Source organism: Caulobacter sp. LARHSG274, assembly GCF_052871235.1.
The window spans coordinates 1-22,115 of record NZ_JBIXJO010000011.1 but is presented as its reverse complement, the minus strand read 5'-3'; the positions used below and the strand labels follow the sequence as shown (position 1 = coordinate 22,115).

19 protein-coding genes are annotated in these 22,115 nt (G+C 62.8%); 13 read left to right on the top strand and 6 right to left on the bottom strand.

Annotated elements, in window-relative coordinates; translation table 11 throughout:
• Positions 1-97 precede the first annotated feature (97 nt).
• The 10 genes from ACIPQB_RS17075 (at position 98) to ACIPQB_RS17030 (ending at position 9,592) form a co-directional block, all read left to right on the top strand.
• A complete protein-coding gene (locus tag ACIPQB_RS17075; protein WP_446486453.1) occupies positions 98-1,054 on the top strand; it encodes an NAD-dependent epimerase/dehydratase family protein in 957 nt (318 codons plus the stop codon).
• The gene (locus ACIPQB_RS17070; protein ID WP_446486452.1) at positions 1,051-1,686 is read left to right on the top strand and encodes an SIS domain-containing protein; all 636 of its coding nucleotides are present in this window, start codon (positions 1,051-1,053) and stop codon (positions 1,684-1,686) included. The genes ACIPQB_RS17075 and ACIPQB_RS17070 overlap by 4 nt, the downstream gene beginning before the upstream one ends.
• Complete coding sequence (locus ACIPQB_RS17065) at positions 1,683-2,678, top strand: GDP-mannose 4,6-dehydratase (RefSeq protein WP_446486451.1); 996 nt, start codon at positions 1,683-1,685, stop codon at positions 2,676-2,678. The genes ACIPQB_RS17070 and ACIPQB_RS17065 overlap by 4 nt, the downstream gene beginning before the upstream one ends.
• A gap of 30 nt (positions 2,679-2,708) precedes the next feature.
• The gene (locus tag ACIPQB_RS17060) at positions 2,709-3,545 is read left to right on the top strand and encodes a transketolase (protein ID WP_446486450.1); all 837 of its coding nucleotides are present in this window, start codon (positions 2,709-2,711) and stop codon (positions 3,543-3,545) included.
• Complete coding sequence (locus ACIPQB_RS17055; protein WP_446486449.1) at positions 3,542-4,471, top strand: transketolase family protein; 930 nt, start codon at positions 3,542-3,544, stop codon at positions 4,469-4,471. The genes ACIPQB_RS17060 and ACIPQB_RS17055 overlap by 4 nt, the downstream gene beginning before the upstream one ends.
• A 94-nt stretch (positions 4,472-4,565) precedes the next feature.
• Entirely contained in the window at positions 4,566-5,603 is a 1,038-nt protein-coding gene (locus ACIPQB_RS17050) for a zinc-binding dehydrogenase (RefSeq protein WP_446486448.1), read from the top strand.
• 3 nt (positions 5,604-5,606) lie between these two features.
• On the top strand, positions 5,607-6,230 hold the full coding sequence (locus tag ACIPQB_RS17045; protein WP_446486447.1) for a hypothetical protein: 624 nt from the start codon (positions 5,607-5,609) through the stop codon (positions 6,228-6,230).
• A gap of 3 nt (positions 6,231-6,233) precedes the next feature.
• Positions 6,234-7,247, top strand: coding sequence for a phosphotransferase (locus ACIPQB_RS17040; RefSeq protein ID WP_446486446.1), 1,014 nt, complete (start codon positions 6,234-6,236; stop codon positions 7,245-7,247).
• Between the two features lie 11 nt (positions 7,248-7,258).
• On the top strand, positions 7,259-7,921 hold the full coding sequence (locus ACIPQB_RS17035) for a class I SAM-dependent methyltransferase (RefSeq protein ID WP_446486445.1): 663 nt from the start codon (positions 7,259-7,261) through the stop codon (positions 7,919-7,921).
• A 414-nt stretch (positions 7,922-8,335) separates the two neighbouring features.
• Positions 8,336-9,592, top strand: a complete 1,257-nt coding sequence (locus tag ACIPQB_RS17030; RefSeq protein ID WP_446486444.1) for a hypothetical protein — start codon at positions 8,336-8,338, stop codon at positions 9,590-9,592.
• Positions 9,593-9,704: 112 nt separating this feature from the next.
• On the opposite strand, the gene ACIPQB_RS17025 is transcribed toward ACIPQB_RS17030, so the two are convergent.
• The 3 genes from ACIPQB_RS17025 to ACIPQB_RS17015 are packed head-to-tail and all read right to left on the bottom strand — an operon-like array spanning position 9,705 to position 13,004.
• The gene (locus tag ACIPQB_RS17025; protein WP_446486443.1) at positions 9,705-10,535 is read right to left on the bottom strand and encodes a TylF/MycF/NovP-related O-methyltransferase; all 831 of its coding nucleotides are present in this window, start codon (positions 10,533-10,535) and stop codon (positions 9,705-9,707) included.
• 39 nt (positions 10,536-10,574) lie between these two features.
• Positions 10,575-11,255, bottom strand: coding sequence for a class I SAM-dependent methyltransferase (locus ACIPQB_RS17020; protein ID WP_446486442.1), 681 nt, complete (start codon positions 11,253-11,255; stop codon positions 10,575-10,577).
• Between the two features lie 39 nt (positions 11,256-11,294).
• On the bottom strand, positions 11,295-13,004 hold the full coding sequence (locus tag ACIPQB_RS17015; RefSeq protein ID WP_446486441.1) for a hypothetical protein: 1,710 nt from the start codon (positions 13,002-13,004) through the stop codon (positions 11,295-11,297).
• A gap of 360 nt (positions 13,005-13,364) precedes the next feature.
• Between ACIPQB_RS17015 and ACIPQB_RS17010 the strand changes: the two genes are divergently transcribed.
• Both ACIPQB_RS17010 and ACIPQB_RS17005 read left to right on the top strand, forming a co-directional pair.
• A complete protein-coding gene (locus ACIPQB_RS17010; protein ID WP_446486440.1) occupies positions 13,365-14,840 on the top strand; it encodes a PfkB family carbohydrate kinase in 1,476 nt (491 codons plus the stop codon).
• 12 nt (positions 14,841-14,852) lie between these two features.
• Entirely contained in the window at positions 14,853-15,557 is a 705-nt protein-coding gene (locus ACIPQB_RS17005; protein ID WP_446486439.1) for a nucleotidyltransferase family protein, read from the top strand.
• 690 nt (positions 15,558-16,247) lie between these two features.
• On the opposite strand, the gene ACIPQB_RS17000 is transcribed toward ACIPQB_RS17005, so the two are convergent.
• Together ACIPQB_RS17000 and ACIPQB_RS16995 are read right to left on the bottom strand one after the other, a co-directional pair.
• Positions 16,248-18,281 (bottom strand): FkbM family methyltransferase, encoded by a 2,034-nt coding sequence (locus tag ACIPQB_RS17000; RefSeq protein ID WP_446486438.1) that lies wholly within the window; start codon positions 18,279-18,281, stop codon positions 16,248-16,250.
• Between the two features lie 125 nt (positions 18,282-18,406).
• Positions 18,407-19,225, bottom strand: coding sequence for a phytanoyl-CoA dioxygenase family protein (locus ACIPQB_RS16995; protein ID WP_446486437.1), 819 nt, complete (start codon positions 19,223-19,225; stop codon positions 18,407-18,409).
• Between the two features lie 150 nt (positions 19,226-19,375).
• Between ACIPQB_RS16995 and ACIPQB_RS16990 the strand changes: the two genes are divergently transcribed.
• Complete coding sequence (locus ACIPQB_RS16990; RefSeq protein ID WP_446486436.1) at positions 19,376-21,394, top strand: hypothetical protein; 2,019 nt, start codon at positions 19,376-19,378, stop codon at positions 21,392-21,394.
• A 497-nt stretch (positions 21,395-21,891) separates the two neighbouring features.
• On the opposite strand, the gene ACIPQB_RS16985 is transcribed toward ACIPQB_RS16990, so the two are convergent.
• A partial coding sequence (locus ACIPQB_RS16985) for a transposase (RefSeq protein ID WP_446483963.1) occupies positions 21,892-22,115 on the bottom strand: 224 nt, incomplete at its 5' end.

Here is a 22,115-nt window from a genome sequence, read left to right as displayed (position 1 = left end):
TCAGCGTTGCGCCCCGTGGCGGCATCGGGTAACAGGATCAGAATGCAATGCGACCAATGTTTGTGGTGCGCGGATTTTACGGAGCGAGGTTGTAAACGTGAAGGTTTTTGTCACTGGCGCCTGCGGCTACAAGGGCTCCGTCCTGGTTCCGAAACTTCTTGCCGCCGGTCACGAGGTCGTTGGCTTCGACATCCAATGGTTCGGTAACCACCTCACGCCCCACCCCGCTCTGACCGTTATCAAGGGCGATGTTCGCGACCCCGACCAGATCGATTTGACCGGCGTCGACGCCATCATCCATCTCTCGAGCGTCGCCAACGACCCCTGCGGAGATCTCGACCCCAAGTTGACTTGGGAAATCAGCTGCCTGGCCACCATGCAGCTGTGCGACAGGGCTTATCGGCAAGGCATCAAACGCTTCATCTACGCTTCGTCAGGCAGCGTTTACGGAGTTAAGGAAGAGGAGCAGGTCACCGAGGACCTCGAACTGCTGCCGATCTCCGAATACAATAAGACCAAGATGTGCGGCGAACGCATCGTGTTGTCCTATGAGGACGATATGGTCGTGCAAATCGTCCGTCCGGCCACCGTGTGCGGCTTCTCGCCCCGGATGCGCCTCGATGTCTCGGTCAACATGCTGACGATGCAAGCCCTGACCAACGGCCGCATCACCGTGTTCGGCGGTGACCAGACCCGCCCGAACATCCATATCGACGACATCACCGACCTCTATCTCTTCCTGCTGGACCATCCGGAGCACACCGGCGTGTTCAACGCCGGGTTCGAGAACATCTCGATCGGCGACATCGCCGAACGAGTCGTGCGACACGTACCGGCCGAGGTCGTGATCACAGCTTCGAACGACCCCCGCTCGTATCGCGTCAATTCCGACCGCCTGCTTGCCACCGGGTTTCGGCCTAAGAAAACTGTCGAGGACGCCATCAAAGAGATCGTCGGTCTCTACCGCCAAGGCGCGCTGAAGAATGAGGACCAGTGGCATAACCTCAAGTGGATGCAGGGAAATGTCGCCGAAGTAGGGGAGGCTGCTCAATGAACGCAACTATTCCGCCCTCCGCGCTCAAGGGCGCCCTCTCCGATCCCATCCCGCACTTCCGTGACTATGGCCGCCGACTGTTGGCCATGGTTGAGGCGACCGATTGGGCCCCCGTCGCCAAGCTGGCCGAGGATCTGGCGGACGCGACCGTGACCCGGCGGCAGGTGTTCATTTGCGGCAACGGCGGCAGTCTCGGCAACGCGGTCCACCTAGCCAACGATTTCTTGTACGGGGTCGCCAAGCACCCTGGCCGAGCCCTGCGCGTGACCGCCCTGGGAGCCAATCCCGCAGTGTTGACATGCCTAGCCAATGACGAGGGCTATGATCGGGTTTTCGAGATTCAGCTCACGGAACTCGCCAACCGTGGCGACATCCTCATCGTCTTCTCCGGTAGCGGCAACTCCCCGAACATCGTCAAGGTCCTTGAGGAGGCCCGGCGTCTCGGCGTGACCAGCTACGCGGTGCTCGGCTATAGCGGCGGCAAGTGCAAGGCGCTCGCCGACGTGCCGATCCACAGCGCGTTGAACGACATGCAGATCAGCGAAGACATGCAACTGATCATCGGCCACATGCTAATGCAGTGGCTCTGGGAAAATCGTGAAGCGCTGGCGGAGCGTCACGTCCAAGCATGACCAATCCGCGATTTCTGGTTCTGGGCTCGAATTCGTTTTCGGGCGCGACATTTGTCGATTTCATCGCCGGTCAGGGTTACGAGGTCCTGGCTACCAGCCGTTCCCCCGAACCGCATGACGCATTTCTGCCGTACAAGTGGCGCGATCATGAGGGCCGAGTGCGCTTTGAGACGCTCGATCTCAACCACGACCTCGACAAGCTCGACGCGCTCATGAAGGCCGAACGGTTCACCCACGTGGTGAACTTCGCGGCTCAGAGCATGGTCGGGCAAAGCTGGATCAATCCCGACCACTGGATGATGACCAATGTCGTCTCCACCGTGCGACTGCATGACCGGCTGCGCGCTCACGATTTCATGGAGCGCTACGTCCACGTGACGACGCCAGAGGTCTACGGCTCAACCGAAGGCTGGGTGAAGGAAGACGCACCATTTAATCCGTCCACGCCTTACGCAGTAAGCCGTGCGGCCGGCGACATGAGCTTGCGCACCTATTTCGCCAACTACGGTTTTCCGGTGCTCTACACCCGGGCTGCCAACGTCTACGGTCCCGGCCAGCAGCTCTATAGGATCATCCCTCGAACCATCCTGTCGGCCATGGCGGGCAAGCGCCTGACCCTGGACGGCGGCGGCAAATCGGTGCGCTCGTTCATCGACATGACGGACGTCTCGGGCGCGACCCTGAAGATCGCCCTGAGCGGCCAGGTGGGCGAGTGCTATCATATCTCGACCGACCGGATGGTTTCGATCCGGGATCTCGTCGAGATGATCCTTGAGAAGCTCGGCAAGGACTTCGACTCGTCTGTGACAGTCGGTCCGGAACGCGCCGGCAAGGATACCGCCTATATGCTCGATAGCGGCAAGCTGCGCGCCGAGTTGGGCTGGGCGGATAAGATCTCGCTTGAGCAGGGCGTTGCGGACACCATCGCCTGGGCGCGCCGGTTCGAGAGCGACTTGCTCAGTATGACATGGGATTATGTCCACAAGCCCTGAATCGGGTACCGGATTAGGAGATACGAGCGCATGAACGCTCCGGTTCTATCCATCGACGGCGCCGGCCTTCGGGCCCAAGCGGCGAAGTTACGCGGACGCATTATTGACATGTGCCACGCCGCCAATTCTGCGCACCTGGGTTCGTCGCTGTCCTGCACCGATATCCTCACCGCGGCCTACTGGCGCGTGCTGAACATCGATCCGCGGAATCCGACCGACCCGTTGCGGGACCGCTTCATCCTGTCGAAGGGCCACGCCGCCATGGCGATCTACGCCACCTTGGCCATGCGCGGCTTCTTCCCCGAGGAAGAGCTGGTCACCTACAACACCGACGGCGGTCGGCTGGCCGAGCATCCGCCAGCCAACCAGCTGCCGGGGATCGAGGCAGCTACCGGTTCGCTGGGCCACGGCCTGCCCCTCGGGTTGGGCATGGCGCTGGCTGGCCGCATCAAGGGTCAGAGCTATCGGGTCTACGCTCTGATGTCGGACGGCGAGAACAACGAGGGTTCTGTCTGGGAGGCGGCGATGTTCGCGGCCGGTCAGAAGCTCGAGAACGTCTGCGCCATCGTCGACTACAACAAATGGCAAGCGACCGCCCGCTCGAACGAGACCCTGGCCTTGGCGCCGCTCGCCGACAAGTGGCGCGCCTTCGGCTGGGACGCGATCGAGGTCGATGGCCACGACGTAGAAGCCGTCGCCAAGCTGATGCAGAACGTCCCGAACGGCTCTGGCAAGCCGGTGGCCATCGTCGCCCACACGATCAAGGGCAAAGGCGTCTCCTTCATGGAAGACGACAACAACTGGCACTATCGCGCGCCGACCGCCGAAGAGGTGGTGCTCGCCAAGAAGGAGCTTGGGCTCGCATGAGAAACGCCTTCGCCGACGAACTCACCAAACTTGGTCAGGAAGATTCTCGCGTCGTCATGCTTTCGGGCGACATCGGCAACAAGCTGTTCGACAAGTATCGCGCCGCCCAGGCCGACCGCTTCCTGAACTGCGGCGTCGCTGAGCAGAACATGACCGGCGTCGCGACCGGCATGGCGATGAACGGGCTTCGGCCCTTCACCTACACGATCACCCCGTTCTGCACGACGCGATGCCTCGAGCAAATCCGTACCGACGCGGCCTATCATGAAGCGCCGGTAACCATCGTCGCCGTCGGCGCGGGCCTCGCTTATGCGGGCCTGGGCCCCACGCACCATGCCTGCGAGGATATCGCCTTCCTGCGCGCTATTCCGAACATGACGGTGATCGCTCCGGGCGACTCCTGGGAAGTTCGGGCCGCGGTGCGCGCCGTCGTCAAGCAGGACCGCCCCGCCTACATCCGCCTGGGCAAGAAGGGCGAGCCCGTCGTCCACAAGGGTCCGCTGCTCGATTTTCAGATCGGCCGCGCCATCACCGTCCAGGATGGCGATGAGGTATGCCTGCTTTCGACTGGCAACATGTTGCCGGAAGCGGTCGAGACCGCCCGCCTCCTCGGCGAAGCCGGCGTTTCAGCCCAGGTGGTTAGTTTCCATACGGTCAAGCCGCTCGACGAAGTCCGCTTGAACGACGCCTTCAAACGCTTCAAGCGGGTGGTGACCATGGAAGAGCATTCGCTGATCGGCGGCTTCGGCTCGGCGGTCGCCGAATGGGCGATTGACACCGGTGCGACCGTCGGAAAGCTCCTGCGGTTCGGCACGCCCGACGCCTTCTTCAAGAAGTCGGGCGAGCAGGAATATGCGCGCGAGCAGCTTGGCCTGACCGGACACCAGATGGCGCACGTCATCGAAAAGGCGCTCGGTCGCCACTAATGGGGCCTCGGCCCCACTTCATGTTTGATGTGGACGGCGACGGCGATGCAGACGCCGTCCACATGCGCTGCGCACTCGGGCAGAGGACCCATAGATGAAAACTCAAGCCGCCATTCTTGTGGAGACGGGAAAGCCCCTCGTCATCGTCGATATGGAAGTTCCGCCGGTCAAGCGCGGCCAGGTCCTGGTCCAGATCGCCTATTCCGGCGCTTGCGGCACGCAGGTCATGGAATGGCGCGGCGACAAGGGTGAGGACAAGTGGTTGCCGCATTGCCTGGGCCATGAAGGCTCAGGCACGGTCATCGAGGTGGGCGAGGGCGTCAGCAAGGTCAAGGTCGGCGACCAGGTCGTCCTATCCTGGATCAAGGGCGAAGGCATCGAAGCCGGAGGCGCCGTCTATGAGTGGGATGGCAAAAAGGTGAACGCTGGCGGCGTCACCACCTTCCAGCGCCATGCGGTCGTGAGCGAGAATCGCCTAACCCTGGTGCCGGAAGGCCTGCCGCTAGATGTGGCCATCCTGCTTGGCTGTGCGGCCCCCACCGGCATGGGCGCGGTGTTCAATGTTCTGCAGGTCAAGCCCGGCCAGAGCGTCGCGGTGTTCGGCGTCGGCGGCATCGGCCTGAACGCCTGCATGGCGGCGGCGTTCGGCGGCGCCGACACGATCATTGCCGTCGATCCCAATCCCGATCGTCGCGCTCTGGCGCGGCAGTACGGCGCCACTCACGTGGTCGACCCCGGTGAAAGCGATCCCATCGCTGCGATTAAAGCCATCCTCGCGAACGGCGTCGACCTCGCCGTTGAGGCGACCGGTCTGCCGCCGGTTATGGATCAGGCGGTTAACGCCACGCGTCAGCAGGGCGGGCGCGCCGTGGTCATCGGCAACGCCAAGCACGGCGCCGCGCTGACGCTGAATCCGGGCGTCTTCAACCAAGGCAAGAGCCTGATGGGCACCTGGGGCGGCGACAGCGTTCCCGACCGCGACTATCCCAAGTTTGGCGGCATGTTGGCGTCCGGGCGGTTCGACCTGCGCAAGCTGCTGTCGCGCCCCTACAGCTTGGCGGAAGCCGATCAGGCCCTGCAGGACCTGGCTGCCGGCCGGGTCGGCAGACCGCTGATCGATATGAGCCTTTAGGTTATGCGGATCGGGATCGACTTCGACAACACCATTGCCTGTTATGACGGCGTGTTCCATGCCGCCGGCGTGGAGCGCGGCCTGATCCCCGCCGAAGGCGTCGCGCACGATAAGACCAGCGTGCGCGACTATCTGCGGGCCCGGGATCGCGATCCCGACTTCACCGAGCTGCAAGGCTACGTATATGGGCCAGGCATGAAGCACGTCGGATTCTATCCCGGCTTGCTCGAAGCCCTCGCCGCGTTTCGTGACGCCGGCCACGAGCTGTATATCGTCAGCCACAAGACCAAGACACCGTTCGCGGGGCCTCCGTATGACCTGCATGGTCATGCGCGCGAATTCCTGGTCAACCGCGGCCTGATCGGCACAGCCCGGGGCATGTTCGCCGAGGACCACGTATTCTTCGAGATCACCAAGGAAGACAAGGCCGCCCGCGCCGTAGCGCTGGGTTGCGAGGTGTTCATCGACGATCTGCCCGAGATCCTAGCTCTCGAAGGCTTCATTCCGATCGCCCGCAAGATCCTGTTCGACCCCGATCGTCATCATCGGGCGCCGGTGCTGCATCCGTTCGAAACCCACGGCGACTGGAACGCCATCGCTCGATCGGTGCTGCGAGAGGCGAACTGACCGGTGGACGACGTCGAGCTTCTGACTCTGGCGGCGACTTTGGCCACCCGCGCCGGACGCGGCCCCGTTCGCGCCCTGAAGCGGCTCGAAGGGGGCAAGAACAACCGGGTGTTTCGCGTCGAAACCGACGCCGAATCCCTGGCGCTGAAGCTCTACCACGCCGATCCACGCGACACGCGTGATCGCCTCGCCCATGAGTGGGGCTTCCTGGTGCACAGCTGGGCGCGCGGGGTGCGCACGACGCCCGAGCCGCTGGCGCGCGACGCTGCCGCCCATGCCGGCCTCTACAGCTTCGTCAGCGGCGAGAAGCTGCGGCCCGGCGACGTCGACGAGAGCCACATCGACGCGGCGCTCGACTTCATTCTCCAGATCAACACCCCGCCCCGCGACATCGCCGCTCTGCCGCAGGGCTCAGAAGCCTGTTTCAGCCTCGACCAGCACCTAGCAACCGTCGATCAGCGCGTGGCGCGGCTGTCGGATCTGGATCTTCACGCGCCCTTCGGCCCGGAAGCCGCCACCTTCGTTCGCGCTTCCCTCGTACCGGCTTGGCGCGAGGCTCGCGCCCGAATAGATCGCGCCATCCGAAAGCTCGGCCTCGCCGTGGCGCTGGAGCGATCGGAAGTCTGCCTCTCGCCATCCGACTTCGGTTTCCACAATGCCCTGGTCGAAAACGGCCGCGTGGCTTTCGTCGATTTCGAATATGCGGGTCAGGACGATCCGGCCAAGCTGGCCTCCGATTTTTTCTGCTGCCCCGAAATCCCCGCGCCGGTCCGGCATCATGGTCGCTTCGTCGATGGACTGGTCGAGGGTCTGGGACTGGCGCCGCCGCACGCCGAGCGCTGCCGCATCCTACTCGATGCCTATCGGGTCAAGTGGAGCTGCATCGTCCTCAACGACTTTCTGCCCCTGGGCGCGGATCGCCGCGCCTTCGCCGACCACGCCCAAACGGCCGAGCGCCTGAAGGCCCAGCTCGATCGAGCTAAGGCCAGTCTCGACCGCATCGGAAGCCAAACCTGAAGGAGCGCCGCGTGTCCTATAAAGAATTCGTCAGCCTCGTCCACAAGTCAACGACGCGGAACTACATCGAGCGGGTGAACGAAGTCGACAAGGCCGAGGTGGCGGAGGTCGCCATCCAGTTCGACAAAGACTACTGGGACGGCAGCCGCCTGCACGGCTATGGCGGCTACAAGTACGATGGCCGCTGGCGCAAGGTAGCGGACGCGATGATCCAAGCCTATGGCCTGAAACCGGGCATGCGCGTCCTCGACGTCGGTTCTGGCAAGGGATTCCTGCTGCACGACTTCAAGGAGGTCCTGCCGGAACTCGAGGTCGCCGGCCTGGAATTCTCCAAATACGCGATCGACCACACGATGGAGAGTGTCCAGCCGTTCATTCAGCATGGCACTGCCGCCAGACTTCCGTGGCCAGACGATCATTTCGATCTCGTGATCTCCATCAACACCCTGCACAATCTCTATAACTACGATCTGTGGGACGCCCTTCGCGAGATGGAACGCGTATCCAAGGGTGGGAAATATCTCTGCGTTGAGGCCTATCGCAACGAGCGCGAGAAGATGAACTTGATGTACTGGCAGCTGACATGCCGCATCTTCCACACCCCCGCCGAATGGGAAGCCGACTTCAAGCTCGCCGCCTACACCGGCGACCACGAGTTCATCTATTTCGAATGAAGCAGGCGGGTCCTTACGACGGGCCGCCGCCCTGCCGCGCGAACATCGGCACAGGCCCGACCGCGGCCGTGCCCCGGGGGCTGGTTCGACCGCGTTTTGGGGTTCCGCTCGCGATCGACCGCTCGGATCGGAGGGAGCGAGAATCGCTGCTCGTGCCCCCCGGTTCCCGCGCCAGCGGCTGCGAAACGGACGGGTGTTCCAGATCATCACTTTCACGATACGGAGCAAACCGGCTATCGAGGATCGCTCTGGCCTGGCGATCGCCCTCGCGTCAGCTGGAACTTAGTTTTTCGCTTTGACGCATTTTGCCTCGCGGCCCGATCACCGCACCCATGGAAAATGCTCCAGGTTCCGGTTTCTCCAACGAGTACGACCCTCGCGGACATTGGACACCCATCCTGGAGTTGAACAAATATGTCAGCACGCCGAGGCTATCAGCCTTTTCCTGATGCGAAGCCTCTGTGTTTTCTGCATGTCCAGAAGACGGGCGGCGCATCGGCCATCGCCTGGCTGGAATCGATGTTCCCCGCCGACCGCGTGGCCCCGTGCCGCAATCCCTGGGAGTTTGAAGCCCTGCGTGGTGAGGGTCGCGTTTTCGACCTCTATGCCGGCCATATCCTCGGCGGCCAATTGGATCTCCTACCGCGCGAATGCGATCTGTTTACGATCCTGCGCGATCCCGCCCAGATCGTTGCGTCGGCCTACTATCATCGACGCGCGGTCGGCCCCACGGGCGGCGGCGACCGCGGGGAACGTCTGAACGACCATCTGGCGGGCCTTTGCCGCCGATTTTCGTTGGAAGAGGTGCTGAATCTCGACCACCCTAGCATCCGCTTCGCCTTTTGGGATACACTAACGCGCTTTCTCGGCGCGACAGAATCAGAGCATTTCGACGACGGCCTGATCTGCGGGCCCAGCGCTCGCGCAATCCGGGACCGCCAGATCACCGTCGGCCGGCAGGTGCTCAGCCGCGCCCTGGTAGTGGGCGACCACGCGACCTACAACGATTCCTTGCTGCTGCTCGCCGCCGAGCGTGGCTGGCCCGCCCCGCCCATTCTTCCCCGATTTCACGATTTCAACGCCCCAACCAACAATGACGCAGCCCGTGACTCTGTCGAGATCAAAGTTCGCCAGGTCTCGCCGGCCGACTATGCAATCTATGACTTCGCCAAACCTTTGATCTCGCAGACGCGCTCGCGTTTGGCCGCCCTGGCCGGCGAGGCGACGTCGGAGGCCGTCAACGCCCGGCACGCTGCACTGTTCTTCACCGAGAGTTCACCGTTGGCGAGGTTAAGCGTCGACGCCGACGCCGGATGGGCGGGCTATGGCTGGTCGTTGCGGGAGCGAGACGGCGACGGCAACGCCTTCCGGCGGATCGCCGACGAGCGCACGGCCGTGATTCTCGCCCGGGTGGCTCCCGGTCCGCGACGCTTTCGGCTCCGGCTTTGGAACGTCGACGCGGCCGCGCTGGACGGCCTCGCGGCGCGGGCCAACGGCCAGCCACTGGAAAGACTCGGCTTGAGCTGGGAGGGCCGGGCGCTCTGCGTCGATTGGGCCTTGCCGGTGGACCGGGCCCAGGACCTCGTCCTTGAGATCGAGAAGCCCGCGAGCGCGCACCACGCCAAACTATGGGTGTCAGGGTGTGCGGTCATGGCCGACATTTCAGCTTAGGAGATCGACCCGAAAGGCGGGGTCCTGTTTTCAGAAGCCGATGTAAGGCAAAAACCTGGAGCATCGCATCGGATACGACATTCGGCGCGATGCATGGCCGGACAGCGGGGCCTCATCGCTTAACGACCAAGCCCTGACCGGTCGGCATTTCCAGGACATCGTAGCCTCGGTCCGCGAAGAAGGCGTCATCGGCCGCCTTTTGCGCGCGATGCACCAGCCAACCGTAGTCATCGAGAACGATCACGCCGCCCGACGAAACCCGATCGAATAACACCTCTAAGGCCGCGATCTCGGGCCCGGGAGAATTCATGTCGATGTGGAGATAGGCGATTCGTTGCGGCGAAACCTCGTGCAGCACATCCGGCACGACGCCCTTGATCACCTTGACATACGGCTGGCTCGCGAACAGATCAACGACTTTCCCGTGCAGATGCGGTTGACGATAAACCTCGTCGTGAAGATCGAATACCCTCGGATTGTGCGGATAGTCGGTTTCCGCCGAGGAGTATTTTGGCGAAAAGCCGTCGAACGTGTCATAAAGATAGAATGTTCGTCCTGCTGCCTGCAGGTCGACCACTTGGCTGACTAACCACGACATTTCGCCTTCGAACACGCCGCACTCGACGAAATCACCCGGCACGCGTAGGGCCGACCGCGCCGCCCAGACTAGAGTGTTCAAGCGCCAAGCAATACCATCGGGCGCATTGTACTGCGTCTGTCCGGTGCTGGTCGATAGCTTGGCGAACGCGGCCTGGAAAGCCGGATCGCTGCGGAAGCCGATCGTCTTATCCAGCGTCATGAGTCGATCTCCCCAAGAGATCGACTCATGAAATGGCGCTACCAACGTCGCGATCACCTGATCCACCGCCATCGCTGCGGTGTGTGGCGTCGTCTGCTCCAGAAGCGTAGCCAAGGCCTCGTCGAACTCGGGACGCTCGCTCATCGCGTTTTTCCCACTTTCAAACGGCCGGTCCTTCGCCGATCACGCCTTCTTTTGACAGCAGAGCGCGATGATGTAGTGGGCCATCTTGTGATAGCCGGTGTGCACCATCTCGTCGTTCATCGAGAACATGAAGACATTGTCAAAATAGCGCTTCATCAGCGCCTCAAAGTCAGGCGCGGTCTTGCAATTGATGTGGCCGAGCTTCGAGGGGAGCGACGCGAATTCCTGAGACTCCAGTGACGGCATGCCGATGATCACCGCTCCGTCTGGCGTCAGGGCCTTGACCATCTTTTCGATGACAATGTGTTCCTGCTCCTGCGGGATATGTTCCAGCATGTCCAGCGAGTAGATACCGTCGTATCGCCCCGGGAAATCGTCTCTGAGCACATCAACCACGATGGCTTCGTAGGGCCAACGGTCACGCATCCGCGACTTGGCGTCCTCTATGAACACTGGGTCGAAATCGGCGATGGTCAGACTCTGCACGGTTTGGCGAACAACCGGAGCATTGAATCCGTCACCGCAACCGACTTCCAAGACATTGCGCCGGCCATTGAACATTTTCGAGACGAATTTGTAGCGCGCCATCGAGAACAGAATGCGTTTGGGATCGTCATACCACTCCCAATTCTTGAGAACGCCGAAACGGGTCTCGCCAATCTTCGACTGCACCTCGTAACCGTGGGCGTTAGCGGGATCCTTGGTCGTTTTTTGCAGCATAACGGCGCCTGAATGGGATTGGAGATCGGACGGACCATTTCAGGCTTTCGCCTTGAGGGTCAAGTGAAACGAAGCCTGTTCCGGCTCAGATTGGTCGAATGTCGGCGGCATGGGCGGCCGCACCGTAAGGTCCAGAATGAAGCCCGTGGCGCGATCCGGCCGAGCCCGGATCGCACCCAGGGCGCGCATGCCGTTGAGGCTGAACATGCGCGCTAGGCCGAACGCCGAGCGTGCTGCGGTCGCCAGCTTGCCGCCGACGCTCAGACCAGCGAAATGGTCGGCCATCGCGCCGTGGACATGGCGTTCAACCTCGTCGGCCCGAAGATCGAAGGTCTCGACGGCGATCGGATCGGCCCAGCTTTCCAGTCGACTTAGGATGTCGACTAGGTCTTCGCGACGCAGAAGCCTGCCGGTCGGACTGGCGCAGATCACGCTGATCTCGGTTCCGGCGCTGGCGGCCAGATGGGCGCGTTCGAGGATTGGGTCGAAGTGCTCTCGCCGGTCGAGATCCAGCCTCACGAACACGGCCGACGTCTCGCCATTCACCGAAGCGGCCGCTTCGGGGATGGCAATGGTCGGTCGAGCGCCGATTTGGAGGATCGCCGATCCCGTCTTGGCGCGGGCGGCCATGCGCCGGCGCACGCTGGCCGTCAGCGCCCAGTTGGGATGCCAGAGACGAGCGCGGCCGTCGTCGCCGACCAGGAGGCGGCGCATGGCGCGCCGCAACCGACCGCTCCCGCCCGACGGACACACCGGCCGGTCCGACCGCACGCCGCCCAGTTCAGGCGGATCATCCCAGATGCCACGTTCCGCACGGCTGGCGCGCCAGATCGCCAGCCCGCCCCGCCAGTGCGGATGGTTGCGAACCGGCTGGGGAGGGCCAAGGCGCGAATGGACATCGTCCAGAAACGCCTTAGACCGAATCACGGCGATCTGCGCCGCCGCGCCTGGATCGCCAGTGCGATAGAAGATCGGCGTCCCGGATTGGCGACGGTGGAAGTCCATCGACCAGACCGATAGGCGCCGGGCGATCTCGGCCGGCGTGGTCGAGCCGACGGCGACGAAATCGCTTTCGTAGGCGCTTGGCGCCAGCTCGAGCACGAAGAAGGCGTCACTGTCGTTCATGATTGTCGGAACGACGCCGGGCGCCAGCTGTGGACCGAGGCCGTAATCGCAGAACGCCTCAGCCGGCGGCACGTTGGCGCCGATCCGAGCGGCGAGCACGAAAAGGCAGAACGGCCGCCCCACTAAGGTTTGGGGTTCGGCGCGCCAGAACAGCTGGTTTGGGTTAAGCGAATGTACCGCCCCCTGATCGGCGCGAGAGGCGATAACCGTCGGATGCGGAGCGTCGAAGGCGTATCGCACGAGCGTGCGCGGCGCCACGGCGAGGCGGGTCTCGACCCGGGCCCGCGCCAGCTTGACGGCCGTCAGCTCTTCCACGGCGCGGAGGCTGGGCGCCAGCACAAGCCGGGAGCCGGCGTCGAACGTCCGGCCCAGCGAGGCCAACGCCCCGTCGGCCAGGATGAAATCGGCGTTGAGCAGGATCGCATCGACCTCGCCATGGCGCTCGCCAGCCTGACGCAGCCCGCGCTGATAGGCGAGGGTCAAGGTCACGGGCATCGCGCCGGCGCCCATCAGGTCGTCGATCGGCGAAAAGGTGACCTTGGCGAGTTCGGTCAAATGGGCAAAGGTGGGGTGGACTCGGATCAGGGCCAAGTCTTCAGCCCGAGTCAGCAGAACGATCTCCAAGGAACGGTCCGCCGCGAGGGCCGGCAAGTTGCCGGGAGCGAGCCACGAAGGCAGGGCAAAGTCAAGAAAGCGCCGCAGATGCCGATAGCCCCAGACAGGCGTAACGATGCAAGAGGGCGTCTTACTGACGGACATATGAACGACAACCGTAGGCGCATGGGAGACGCTGTGCGCTTCTTTAAGAACATAGACCGCCGCAACGTCAACCGCCCGCGGAGCGCGCGACTCGTTTCGGAGAAGGTTTGGTGGCGTCCGTCTGCCACTTATTCTAGAGGTTGACCATCCAAGGGGTGCGGGGGGAATCACGAACATGCGAGCCCCCCAAGCCTTGAAGAAAAGGTCAGAGAGAGGACATTCTGAGTGACGACTAAGAAGCCTTCGGAAGTCGCCGGCGAGGCGATCCGAGTGGGACATCGTACGGCGTTCGTGTCGGGGAACTTCAATGTCTTGCATCCTGGCCATTTCCGTCTGCTGCGCTTCGCGGCGGAGAGCGCCGACCGGCTGATCGTGGGCGTAAATCCCGACGGCACGCCCGGCACGACGGCGTCGCAGGACGAGCGCCTAGGCGGGATTCAAGCTTTGTCCATGGTCAGCGAGGCTTTCATACTTGACCGGCCGGTGGTTGACGTCGTTGCGACGCTCAAGCCGGACCTAATCGTCAAGGGTAAGGAACACGAGGCACGGCGGAATCCCGAGCAAGCCGTAGCCGAAGCCTACGGTGGCAAGCTGCTGTTCAGCTCCGGCGAAATGAGCTTCTCGCCCCAAGCTCTGTTGCAACGCGAGTTTGAGCCCGACTTCTCGGCTATTCGCATGCCGCGGGAATATCTCGACCGCCACGATTTCCGACTCGATGACCTGAAGGACGCCGCACTGTCCTTCGAGGGACTTCGCGTCCTGGTTCTCGGCGACCTGATCGTCGACACCTATGTAAACTGCGATCCCCTGGGTATGTCGCAGGAGGATCCAACCCTCGTCGTCACGCCGATTGAAGAGAAGGTGTTTGTCGGCGGCGCCGGCATCGTCGCCGCTCACGCCTGCGGCATGGGCGCTAAGGTACAGTTCATTTCGGTGGCCGGGCGCGATCAGGCAGCGGACTTTGCACGCAAGGCCCTTACCGAATACGGTGTTGAGCATGACTTGTTGACCGACGAGACCCGCCCCACCACCCAGAAGCGGCGCTATCGGGCGCGCGGCAAAACACTCCTGCGGGTCAATCAACTGCGCCAGCACGCCATCGAGCAGCATCTGGTGGCCGAGATGATCGCCAAGACCGCCGAAGCGCTTAAGCATGTCGACATTCTTCTGTTCGCCGACTTCAACTATGGTTGCCTGCCGCAAGTGGTCGTCGACGCGGTCATTGGCATGGCCCAAGCCAACGGGGTGGTCATGGCCGCCGACAGCCAGGCGTCTTCTCAGTTGGCCGACATTTCGCGGTTCAAGGGCATGGACCTGATCACGCCAACAGAGCGTGAGGCGAGGCTGGCATTGCAGGATTTCGAATCGGGCTTGGTGGTGATCGCTGAGGAACTGCAGAAGAAGGCCCGCGCCAAGCACGTGCTGATCACCCTCGGCGAAGAGGGTCTACTGGCCTATGCGATGAAGGGTGGAGAATATCTGACCGATCGCCTGCCCGCGTTCAACACCTCGCCCAAGGACGTGGCCGGGGCGGGAGATTCGCTGTTCACGACACTCGCCCTAGCCCTCCGATCCGGCGTCGATTTCTGGCCTTCCGTCTATTTGGGGGCCTTAGCGGCTGCATGCCAGGTTTCGCGCGTTGGCAACACGCCGCTGACCGTCAAGGCTCTTTGCGCCGAAATCGATTATATCGACGGCTAGGTTAGGAATTGTATGCGCGCGCTTCTGCTGGCTGCCGGAATGGGCACTCGCCTTCGACCGATCACGGACACCATTCCCAAATGCCTGGTCCCGATCCAGGGTCGGCCCCTGCTGGACTATTGGCTCGACCTCCTGGGCGACCGAGTGGATCGGATTTTGATTAACACCCACTACCTCTCTGAGGTCGTGGTTCGACATGTGGAAGGCTCGCGCTGGCGGGGCCGGATCGATCTGGTCTACGAGCCTGAACTCCTGGGCACCGGCGGGACCATCGTCGCCAATCGCGCTTGGTTTGGCGACGAGCCGTTCCTGGTGGGCCACGCGGACAATTTGACGGATTTCGACGCGTCCGGCCTGTTCGCGGCCCATTGGGCGCGGCGGGCCGGCGTCTCCATGACCATGTTGGCTTTCGAGACCGACGATCCACATTCCTGCGGCATCCTCGAACTGGACCAGGAGGCGATCGTCCGAGGGTTTCATGAAAAGGTGGAGAACCCGCCGGGCAATCTGGCCAACGCCGCCGTCTACGTGCTCGAACCCGAGGTCGCGGACTACGCCGCTTCCCTGGGGCGATCCTTCGTCGACCTATCGACCGAAGTCATTCCCCACTTCGTCGGCCGCGTCCTGGCCGTGCGCCATGCGGGGTATCACCGCGACATCGGCACGGTCGAAAGCCTTCGCCGCGCCCAGGAAGAGTTTCGGCCCCGGCGCGCCTGAGAATGCTGATTTCGCTCCTTCCGGCTTCGGGCAAGCCGCCTAACGCATCGCGCTTTTAATACGATGCATAGCCTGAGGTCTTGAAGAAATTCCGGCATTCCTCGGGTTGGAGGAGGGCGAAGATGTCTCAGAGGGCGGCCCCTAGCGCGTCAAAGGTGCGGGCGGCAGCTTTGCCTGGATTGGCTTGAGCGGTCTTGGCGCCTTTGTGGAGGCTCAGATCGTCAAGGATACCACATCGCCAGGAACCAGAGTCCGGGTCAGCTGGGCTACGACGTGGAGATCGAAGGCGGCCTGGGTCCTGGCGCCGCTCAGGACCCAGGGCGTGGTGAGCGCGCTATCGCAGACGGGCGATGGATGTCTGAGTTTCCCAGCGCGCTTCTCCGCCAGTCTGGCAAGCCCCTCGCGCGCATGGCGACCGTGCCATGGCCACCATGGGCGGCATCATCTCCGTCGTCCTGGCGATAGAGCGCGTCGAGCGCTCCGCGTCAGCGAGCAACATCCATGCACGAAGCACCTCACGCTGCTCTAGATCTGGGCCGGGACCGAGCCTCGAGAACAACGCGATCTTCCGGACTCAACCGGGCCAAAGCAGACTTGGGGACCACCTCAATGCTGAATCATAAATCAAGCAATGGAATCCGGTAATAAAGCCTGTCTGGTCCGGACGATTCCATTTGAACCAGATATGCTCTAAGTGGTCCCAACATGCAGCGGGACAATCGCCGCCCCGTCGCCCAGTCTCAACCGACCGAGCGACACCGCCGTTCCGTTCCTGGGGACGACGATCTGCGACAGGCCGGCTGCGTCAGGCCTGAGTGCGAAGGCGATTTCCACGCGCTGCACGCCTTCGACATAGGTCTTGACGCTGATTACGCCCTCGAAGTCGCCGGGCAGGTCAAGCGCGGTGTCTCGGCCGGCGATCTTGCCCTTGGCGTCGAAGACTGCGCCGATCAGCCGGCGCATATCGTCCAGCACAAACATTTCAAAGGCTCGACCCTCGTCGACCGCATGGACGTAGACCGGCGCGCTTGGCGCGCCCGTAGCGGCGATCCAGGTAAACTCGCCGCCTCGCCAGATGCCCACCGAAATGTGCGCGCCAGGCTCGAAGGATGCGATCCCAACTCCTCCGACCACCCCGGGCACCAACAGGCAGGTGGCGTCGTGGGCGCAGCCATAGGACGCTACCCATTCGGGATGCAGCGGAGTCGCCCCGCAACGGCCTAGGACGAACCGAGTCTGACCATCCTCATACCGATGTCGCGCCAGAATATAGGTCTCTTCGCCACGTTCCAGCATGCCGCAAATCACGTCGTCATCGACCCGGACGCTGGGCGTCAGATCTGCCGACCGCCACGAGCGGCCCTCGAACCGGGTCAGCAGGCGTTTCGGACCGAGATAAAAATCGCGCGGTCTCAGATCGCGCAGATAGCAGGCGGCGACGGCCCCCTCTTTCAGGCGCGCCTCGTCGAGGGGGAAGCCCAAGGCTTCTTCGCCCGAACGCGCCTCGACCTGTTCCCTGGGGATGCAATAGAGGAGGGTTTCGAACCGGCTATAGCCGTATTGACGAAGATAGAATTTGTAGTCCTGCAAGTTGTCGAGCAAATATGTCGGATATTCCCAGAAATGATGCGGTTCATGATAAATTGCTACTGCCAACTTCGGACGAAGCTTCTTGATAGCTTGCATGGACCCTTCCAAGATGTACTTTTCACCACCCTCAACGTCCATTTTTAGATAGGTGATATCTTTGATGATGCCCTCCTCGACCATCGAGTCTATGGAGCGCATGGGAAAGGTCATCTTGGGCACATCGGCGTCGGCGAGAGTCGCGCTCGACTGGATCATATCGGCGTCGGCCACAGGCAGGTCGATGGTGCCGTCCGACGCTCCGGCGATCAGGCGTAGATTGGTAATCCGATCCTCAAAATCTCCAATGAGCCCGCCATAGGGACTGCTGTCGTAGCAAATGGTCGGATCGATATTGTAGATGGCGGCCCGCCCGCCTGTTTTACACAGGAAATAAGGTAGTTCCCAGCCGCGGTTGACTCCGCAGTTGACAATGGAGTCGCCAGGTTTGAAGTCGACAATCTCCATATATTGCTGCTCGCCGAACACTTGGCGGGAAAAGGCCGCGAAGATCTCTTCGGGAGTGCCGAACAGGATCCGGGCGTAGACTTGTCGACTGACATCGTCGGCGAAGTGTGAAAAAATTCTGGCGATGGCGTTGCCGTTGCTCTGCACGAGCGGAGCATAGTCGCGGTTGGCGAAGCCCACGGCCGAACTGAAGCGGCCATCGACCGGGCGCCCCGAAATCCACTGCTCCAGGAACGGCGTCAGGGCCTCCAGGGTCGCGCCCGACAGCGGCGCGCGCGCCAAGAGGTCGGGGAGCGCAGCCCCGGCCGCCTTGGCGAAATCCCAATAGCCGCTGGGATCAAAGTCGAAATAGAACAGCACCCGTACGCGATCGCCACGCACCCCGGCCGCCGCAAGGCGCGCATGGTTCCGATGCCAGACCGGCGCCTCCACGAAGACCAAGCCGACAAAGTCCGCTACGAGGTCGATCTCGGCACAAACTGCGCCTTGCGACCGCCGACAGGCGGCGATCAGCGTCACCGTGAACGGATCGGAGGATTTATCCTGAAAGACGACATAGGGCTCGTCGCCACGAACCGCGTCGGCCGTATACAGGAACTTGCAGTCGAAGAACGACGAGTTCGGATCCATTACTCTACCCTCCCGGTCGACACGGCTCAGGAATTATTGCGGCGCAGGGCCGTCGTGCTCTGCGACGGCGCGCCTCGAGCGCCTGGGAGAATCGGGCCTCGACACAACTCTCGCTGTGTCGTTGTCTAGCGATACATAATCGTGGTTTCGATTGAAATCCGCGACTCGTCGGCACGATTGAACGAGCCCACATGCAGTGTGTGATAATTGAACAGGATAGTCTCGCCCGCTTGGCCGCCGAACTGCCGCAGCCCGATCTTGGTGATATCGAAATCAGGAACGAAAGCGACCTTCGAACCGCTGTCGTCCACGCGGTAGGGCGCGGGCAGGCGATGTGAGCCGGGCGCCAGACGCAGGCCATTCAGCTCCGGTTCGACGAAAATCCCCGTCCAGACCTTGGTGCGATTGACCCCCTCGGGCAGCGGCGTGCTGAAGGCGTCCCAGAACCAGGCGTCGCGGTGCAGCGAACCGACATCGTCTTCCTGGTGAGGCCGAACGAGGCGAAAGGTGATCTGCTCGTGGCCGACTTCTTCCTCGTCGGCGAGGTAGAAGTCGCCAAATCCGTCGCGGACAAAATCGAAGAACGACATCGCCTTGATTTCGTCCACCGCCGCCTTGGTCAGGATGCGCCCTCGCTTCGACAGCATTTTCGGATGGTCGTAACCGCCCACCTCGTGGAAGCGCTGCAGCGGCGTGGCCTCCAACTCCTCGACCGCTTCGGGCGAGACCTCCTTGGCCATGTTCAGCATGTGGGCCTTGATCAACTCGCCGATACGCGCGACTTCGGAGGGTCGAAAAGCCGGCCCCCGGCCAAGGCCCAGCGCTCCGCCAAAGTTCTTTTCCGATCGGGGGCCTTCGAACAGATCCGACGCCGTCAGGACAGGAAGACCCTCAAGCATCGGTACGTCGAACGAAGTGACCTTTTGAGAGGGAAATGCCGTCACGGGAGGCCGCCTTTTCTGATACGCAGCAAAAAGAGCAAACTTACCTGCGGCTTGCAAGCCGCTAGGTATTGTCCGAAATCCCTGTTCCCTTAGAACCATGAAACGCGTCGCGCGTGTGGCGGCGCCCAGGGTTTTGCCGGGGGGAACTTCATGGCTCAGAGAGCAAGACGCTCCAGGACGATCAAGGCTGGGGAGACGCCTGCTCAAAAGCCGGTTGGGGCCGCGAGGCCCGGGTCCAAGGCCGCTCCGGCAGGAAGCGCCAGATCCAAGGCGGCCGAGCCGAAGGCAAAGCCCAGAGTCAAGATTCTCGTCCCGGTTTGGGGCGAATCCTACATACGCCGATTCGGCAGCTTGAGCCTGGCGTCGATCCTGGCGCCGGGCAATCTGCCGGCCCTGGCGGCGGTCTGCGATGTCGAATTCATCTTCTTGACGGGCCGGGCCGATTTCGAACATTTTGAGGCCCTCAAGCAGATGGAGCGACTCCGCGGCCATGCCGGGGTTCGCTACGTGGCGATCGACGACCTGATCGTGCCAGGTCTGTATTCCGTTACGCTCACCCTGGCCTACACCCGCGGGATGGCGATGTTCGGCGACGCGATGTCGGACATGCATTTCATCTACTGCAACGCCGACTTCGTGGTTGGCGACGGATCTTTCGCCTATCTAAGCGATGAAATTCTCGACGGTCGGAACGTCATCCTGGGCGGCAGCGTGCGAGTGGTGTCGGAAGAGGTCGAGCCCCTGCTCAACGCCAAGGTCGACGAGACCGGCGTTCTGATCACCCCGCCTCGCGAACTGGCCCGGTACGTCTTCGAGCATCCGCACATCATGCAGATCGCCAAGACCGTCAACCAGGAGTTCTGCTGGGCCCGTAGCCCCAACCACCTGTTCTGGGACGTCGACGACCAGACCCTGATCGCCCGCTTCTACCAAATCTTTATGCTGTGCCTGCGGCCGACCCACGCGCGCCCGACCATCGACGGCTACTGCGACTACAGCTTCGTGCCCGCCTTCTGCCCCAACGAGCCGATCCACGTGGTCGATGACAGCGACAAGGTCTGCCTGCTGGAGCTTCAGGGTCGAAGCCAAGAGGCCGACGATGTCATCTTCGGCGGCGGGCGCGAGCCCCATTGGCTGGCCAGCATCGACGAGTGGTGCACCCCTGAACACACCCAGATCGCCCGCAAGCCGATCGTCTATCACGCGGGCGCCCTACCGCCGAATATCGATCTGGTCCTGTCAGGCTCGGGCGACTACGTCGAATGGCAGTTGGCCTCCGTCCGGACGCCCGCGCCCCATCCTGGTCACTACTATTGGGTGTACGGGGTGGCCGCCTGGCGTATCCGCCGCAGTGAGAAGGACAGCCTGGCGGGCATGCCCCCGGAATTGGACCTGACCCTGGCCTCGGGTGCGTTGAAGCATCCGACCTTCGATCCCGACCGCCAACGTCGCGCCTATCGCGGCGCCGGCCCGGCGACGAATCTCGCCCAGAAGATTCGTCGCGGGATTTTCGGCGAACTGCCCGCCTACTCCCGCCTGCATCCCGACGCCAGCGGCCTTGCCCCGCTGGTTCGGCACGCCCATCATGTCCGGTCCAGGATCGACGGCGATCACGACTACCGCGCCATGGTGGTCGCCGATCTCGGCGGCTGGATCGACGGGGTATTCCCGGTCGACCACGACCGCATACTGCGTACGGAGCCGCTGATCGCCGCCACCTGGCGTTTCCGGCCCGAGCCTCCGCTGGATGAGGTGGTGATCCTGCAGAATGGCGTGGAGCAGGCCGAGCTCGAGCGGATTCTCAAGAACGTTCTCCCCGCCATCAAACCTGGCGGCCGCGTCACCCTGTTGTGCAAATATCCGACGCACGAGGATTCAGCGGGGCGGGCGACGAACGACATACGCGCCTTCGCGGTGGCGCCGCTGATCGACAAGCGTCACGGCAACTATCCCTTCCCGCACAAGCACCATCAGTACGCGGTTCGGATCGCCGTAGCGCGGGGCGAACTGGCCAGCCGATCGGGAATGACGCGGCTGAAGGGCCTTTTGCGCTTTGGCTGGGCGCTCGCCGCCCGCCTGAGCCGCGTCGGCGACGCCGCGCCTTACCATCCCAGCGGCGCGATCTTCTCCGGCGTCGTTCCAGGTCACGAGGCTGGGCCGCTCAGATGAGCCCGAAAGAGGCGGTCGCCGGGTCAGTCGAAGCCGCGACGCACGATTGGCCGGGTATCCGGTCCTGGTCAAAGAGCGTCCCGACTGGTTCGGCGGCCCAGTCGACGGAGTGGCGATCGTCGTCGATCCTCTGGAGATCGCCGGAATCGAAAAGGATGGCGGTTCGCTACGCCGGCAACGGCTGGCTCGTCGCGAGGGCCCGGAAGGCCTTGGCGACGGAAATCCCTGTCTGCGGGTGCTTCGCGACGCGGTGCGATTCCTAGATGGCGGCCCGGGCGCGCACCGTCGCGTCGTGCGACGAGTGGGGTAACGCGGCGGGCGTCGCCGTCGATCTCGCTCGGATCGGCGGCTTCGGAAAGCCGGTACCCGACGAAAGCATGGGCGAGTGGACCTGGTGTCGGTCAACCGGTTCGAAGCCATCGTCAGCGACGGTAAGATCATCGACAGCTTCATCCTGGCGGTCTTTCTCAACGCTCGCCGGCTAGAGCATTCGTCGCTTAAGTTGACACATATCCGGCATGCCGAAAATAGTTGGCGCATTCGTCGGGGGTGAAGGCGTCCAGGACCAGCCCGATGCGGTCCCACAGATTGTCCCGGGTTCGTTCGGCGGCCTTGCGCAGCAGGGTCTTGAGCTTGGAAAACGCCATCTCGATGGGGTTGAGATCGGGCGAGTAGGGCGGCAGGAAGACCAACTGGGCGCCCCTGGCCTCGATGGCCAGCC

Coding starts and splice junctions, on each gene's coding strand:
- ACIPQB_RS17070 (WP_446486452.1), top strand. CDS start 1,051: ATGAACGCAACTATTCCGCCCTCCGCGCTCAAGGGCGCCCTCTCCGAT.
- ACIPQB_RS17065 (WP_446486451.1), top strand. CDS start 1,683: ATGACCAATCCGCGATTTCTGGTTCTGGGCTCGAATTCGTTTTCGGGC.
- ACIPQB_RS17060 (WP_446486450.1), top strand. CDS start 2,709: ATGAACGCTCCGGTTCTATCCATCGACGGCGCCGGCCTTCGGGCCCAA.
- ACIPQB_RS17055 (WP_446486449.1), top strand. CDS start 3,542: ATGAGAAACGCCTTCGCCGACGAACTCACCAAACTTGGTCAGGAAGAT.
- ACIPQB_RS17050 (WP_446486448.1), top strand. CDS start 4,566: ATGAAAACTCAAGCCGCCATTCTTGTGGAGACGGGAAAGCCCCTCGTC.
- ACIPQB_RS17045 (WP_446486447.1), top strand. CDS start 5,607: ATGCGGATCGGGATCGACTTCGACAACACCATTGCCTGTTATGACGGC.
- ACIPQB_RS17030 (WP_446486444.1), top strand. CDS start 8,336: ATGTCAGCACGCCGAGGCTATCAGCCTTTTCCTGATGCGAAGCCTCTG.
- ACIPQB_RS17025 (WP_446486443.1), bottom strand. CDS start 10,535: ATGAGCGAGCGTCCCGAGTTCGACGAGGCCTTGGCTACGCTTCTGGAG.
- ACIPQB_RS17020 (WP_446486442.1), bottom strand. CDS start 11,255: ATGCTGCAAAAAACGACCAAGGATCCCGCTAACGCCCACGGTTACGAG.
- ACIPQB_RS17005 (WP_446486439.1), top strand. CDS start 14,853: ATGCGCGCGCTTCTGCTGGCTGCCGGAATGGGCACTCGCCTTCGACCG.
- ACIPQB_RS17000 (WP_446486438.1), bottom strand. CDS start 18,281: ATGGATCCGAACTCGTCGTTCTTCGACTGCAAGTTCCTGTATACGGCC.
- ACIPQB_RS16990 (WP_446486436.1), top strand. CDS start 19,376: ATGGCTCAGAGAGCAAGACGCTCCAGGACGATCAAGGCTGGGGAGACG.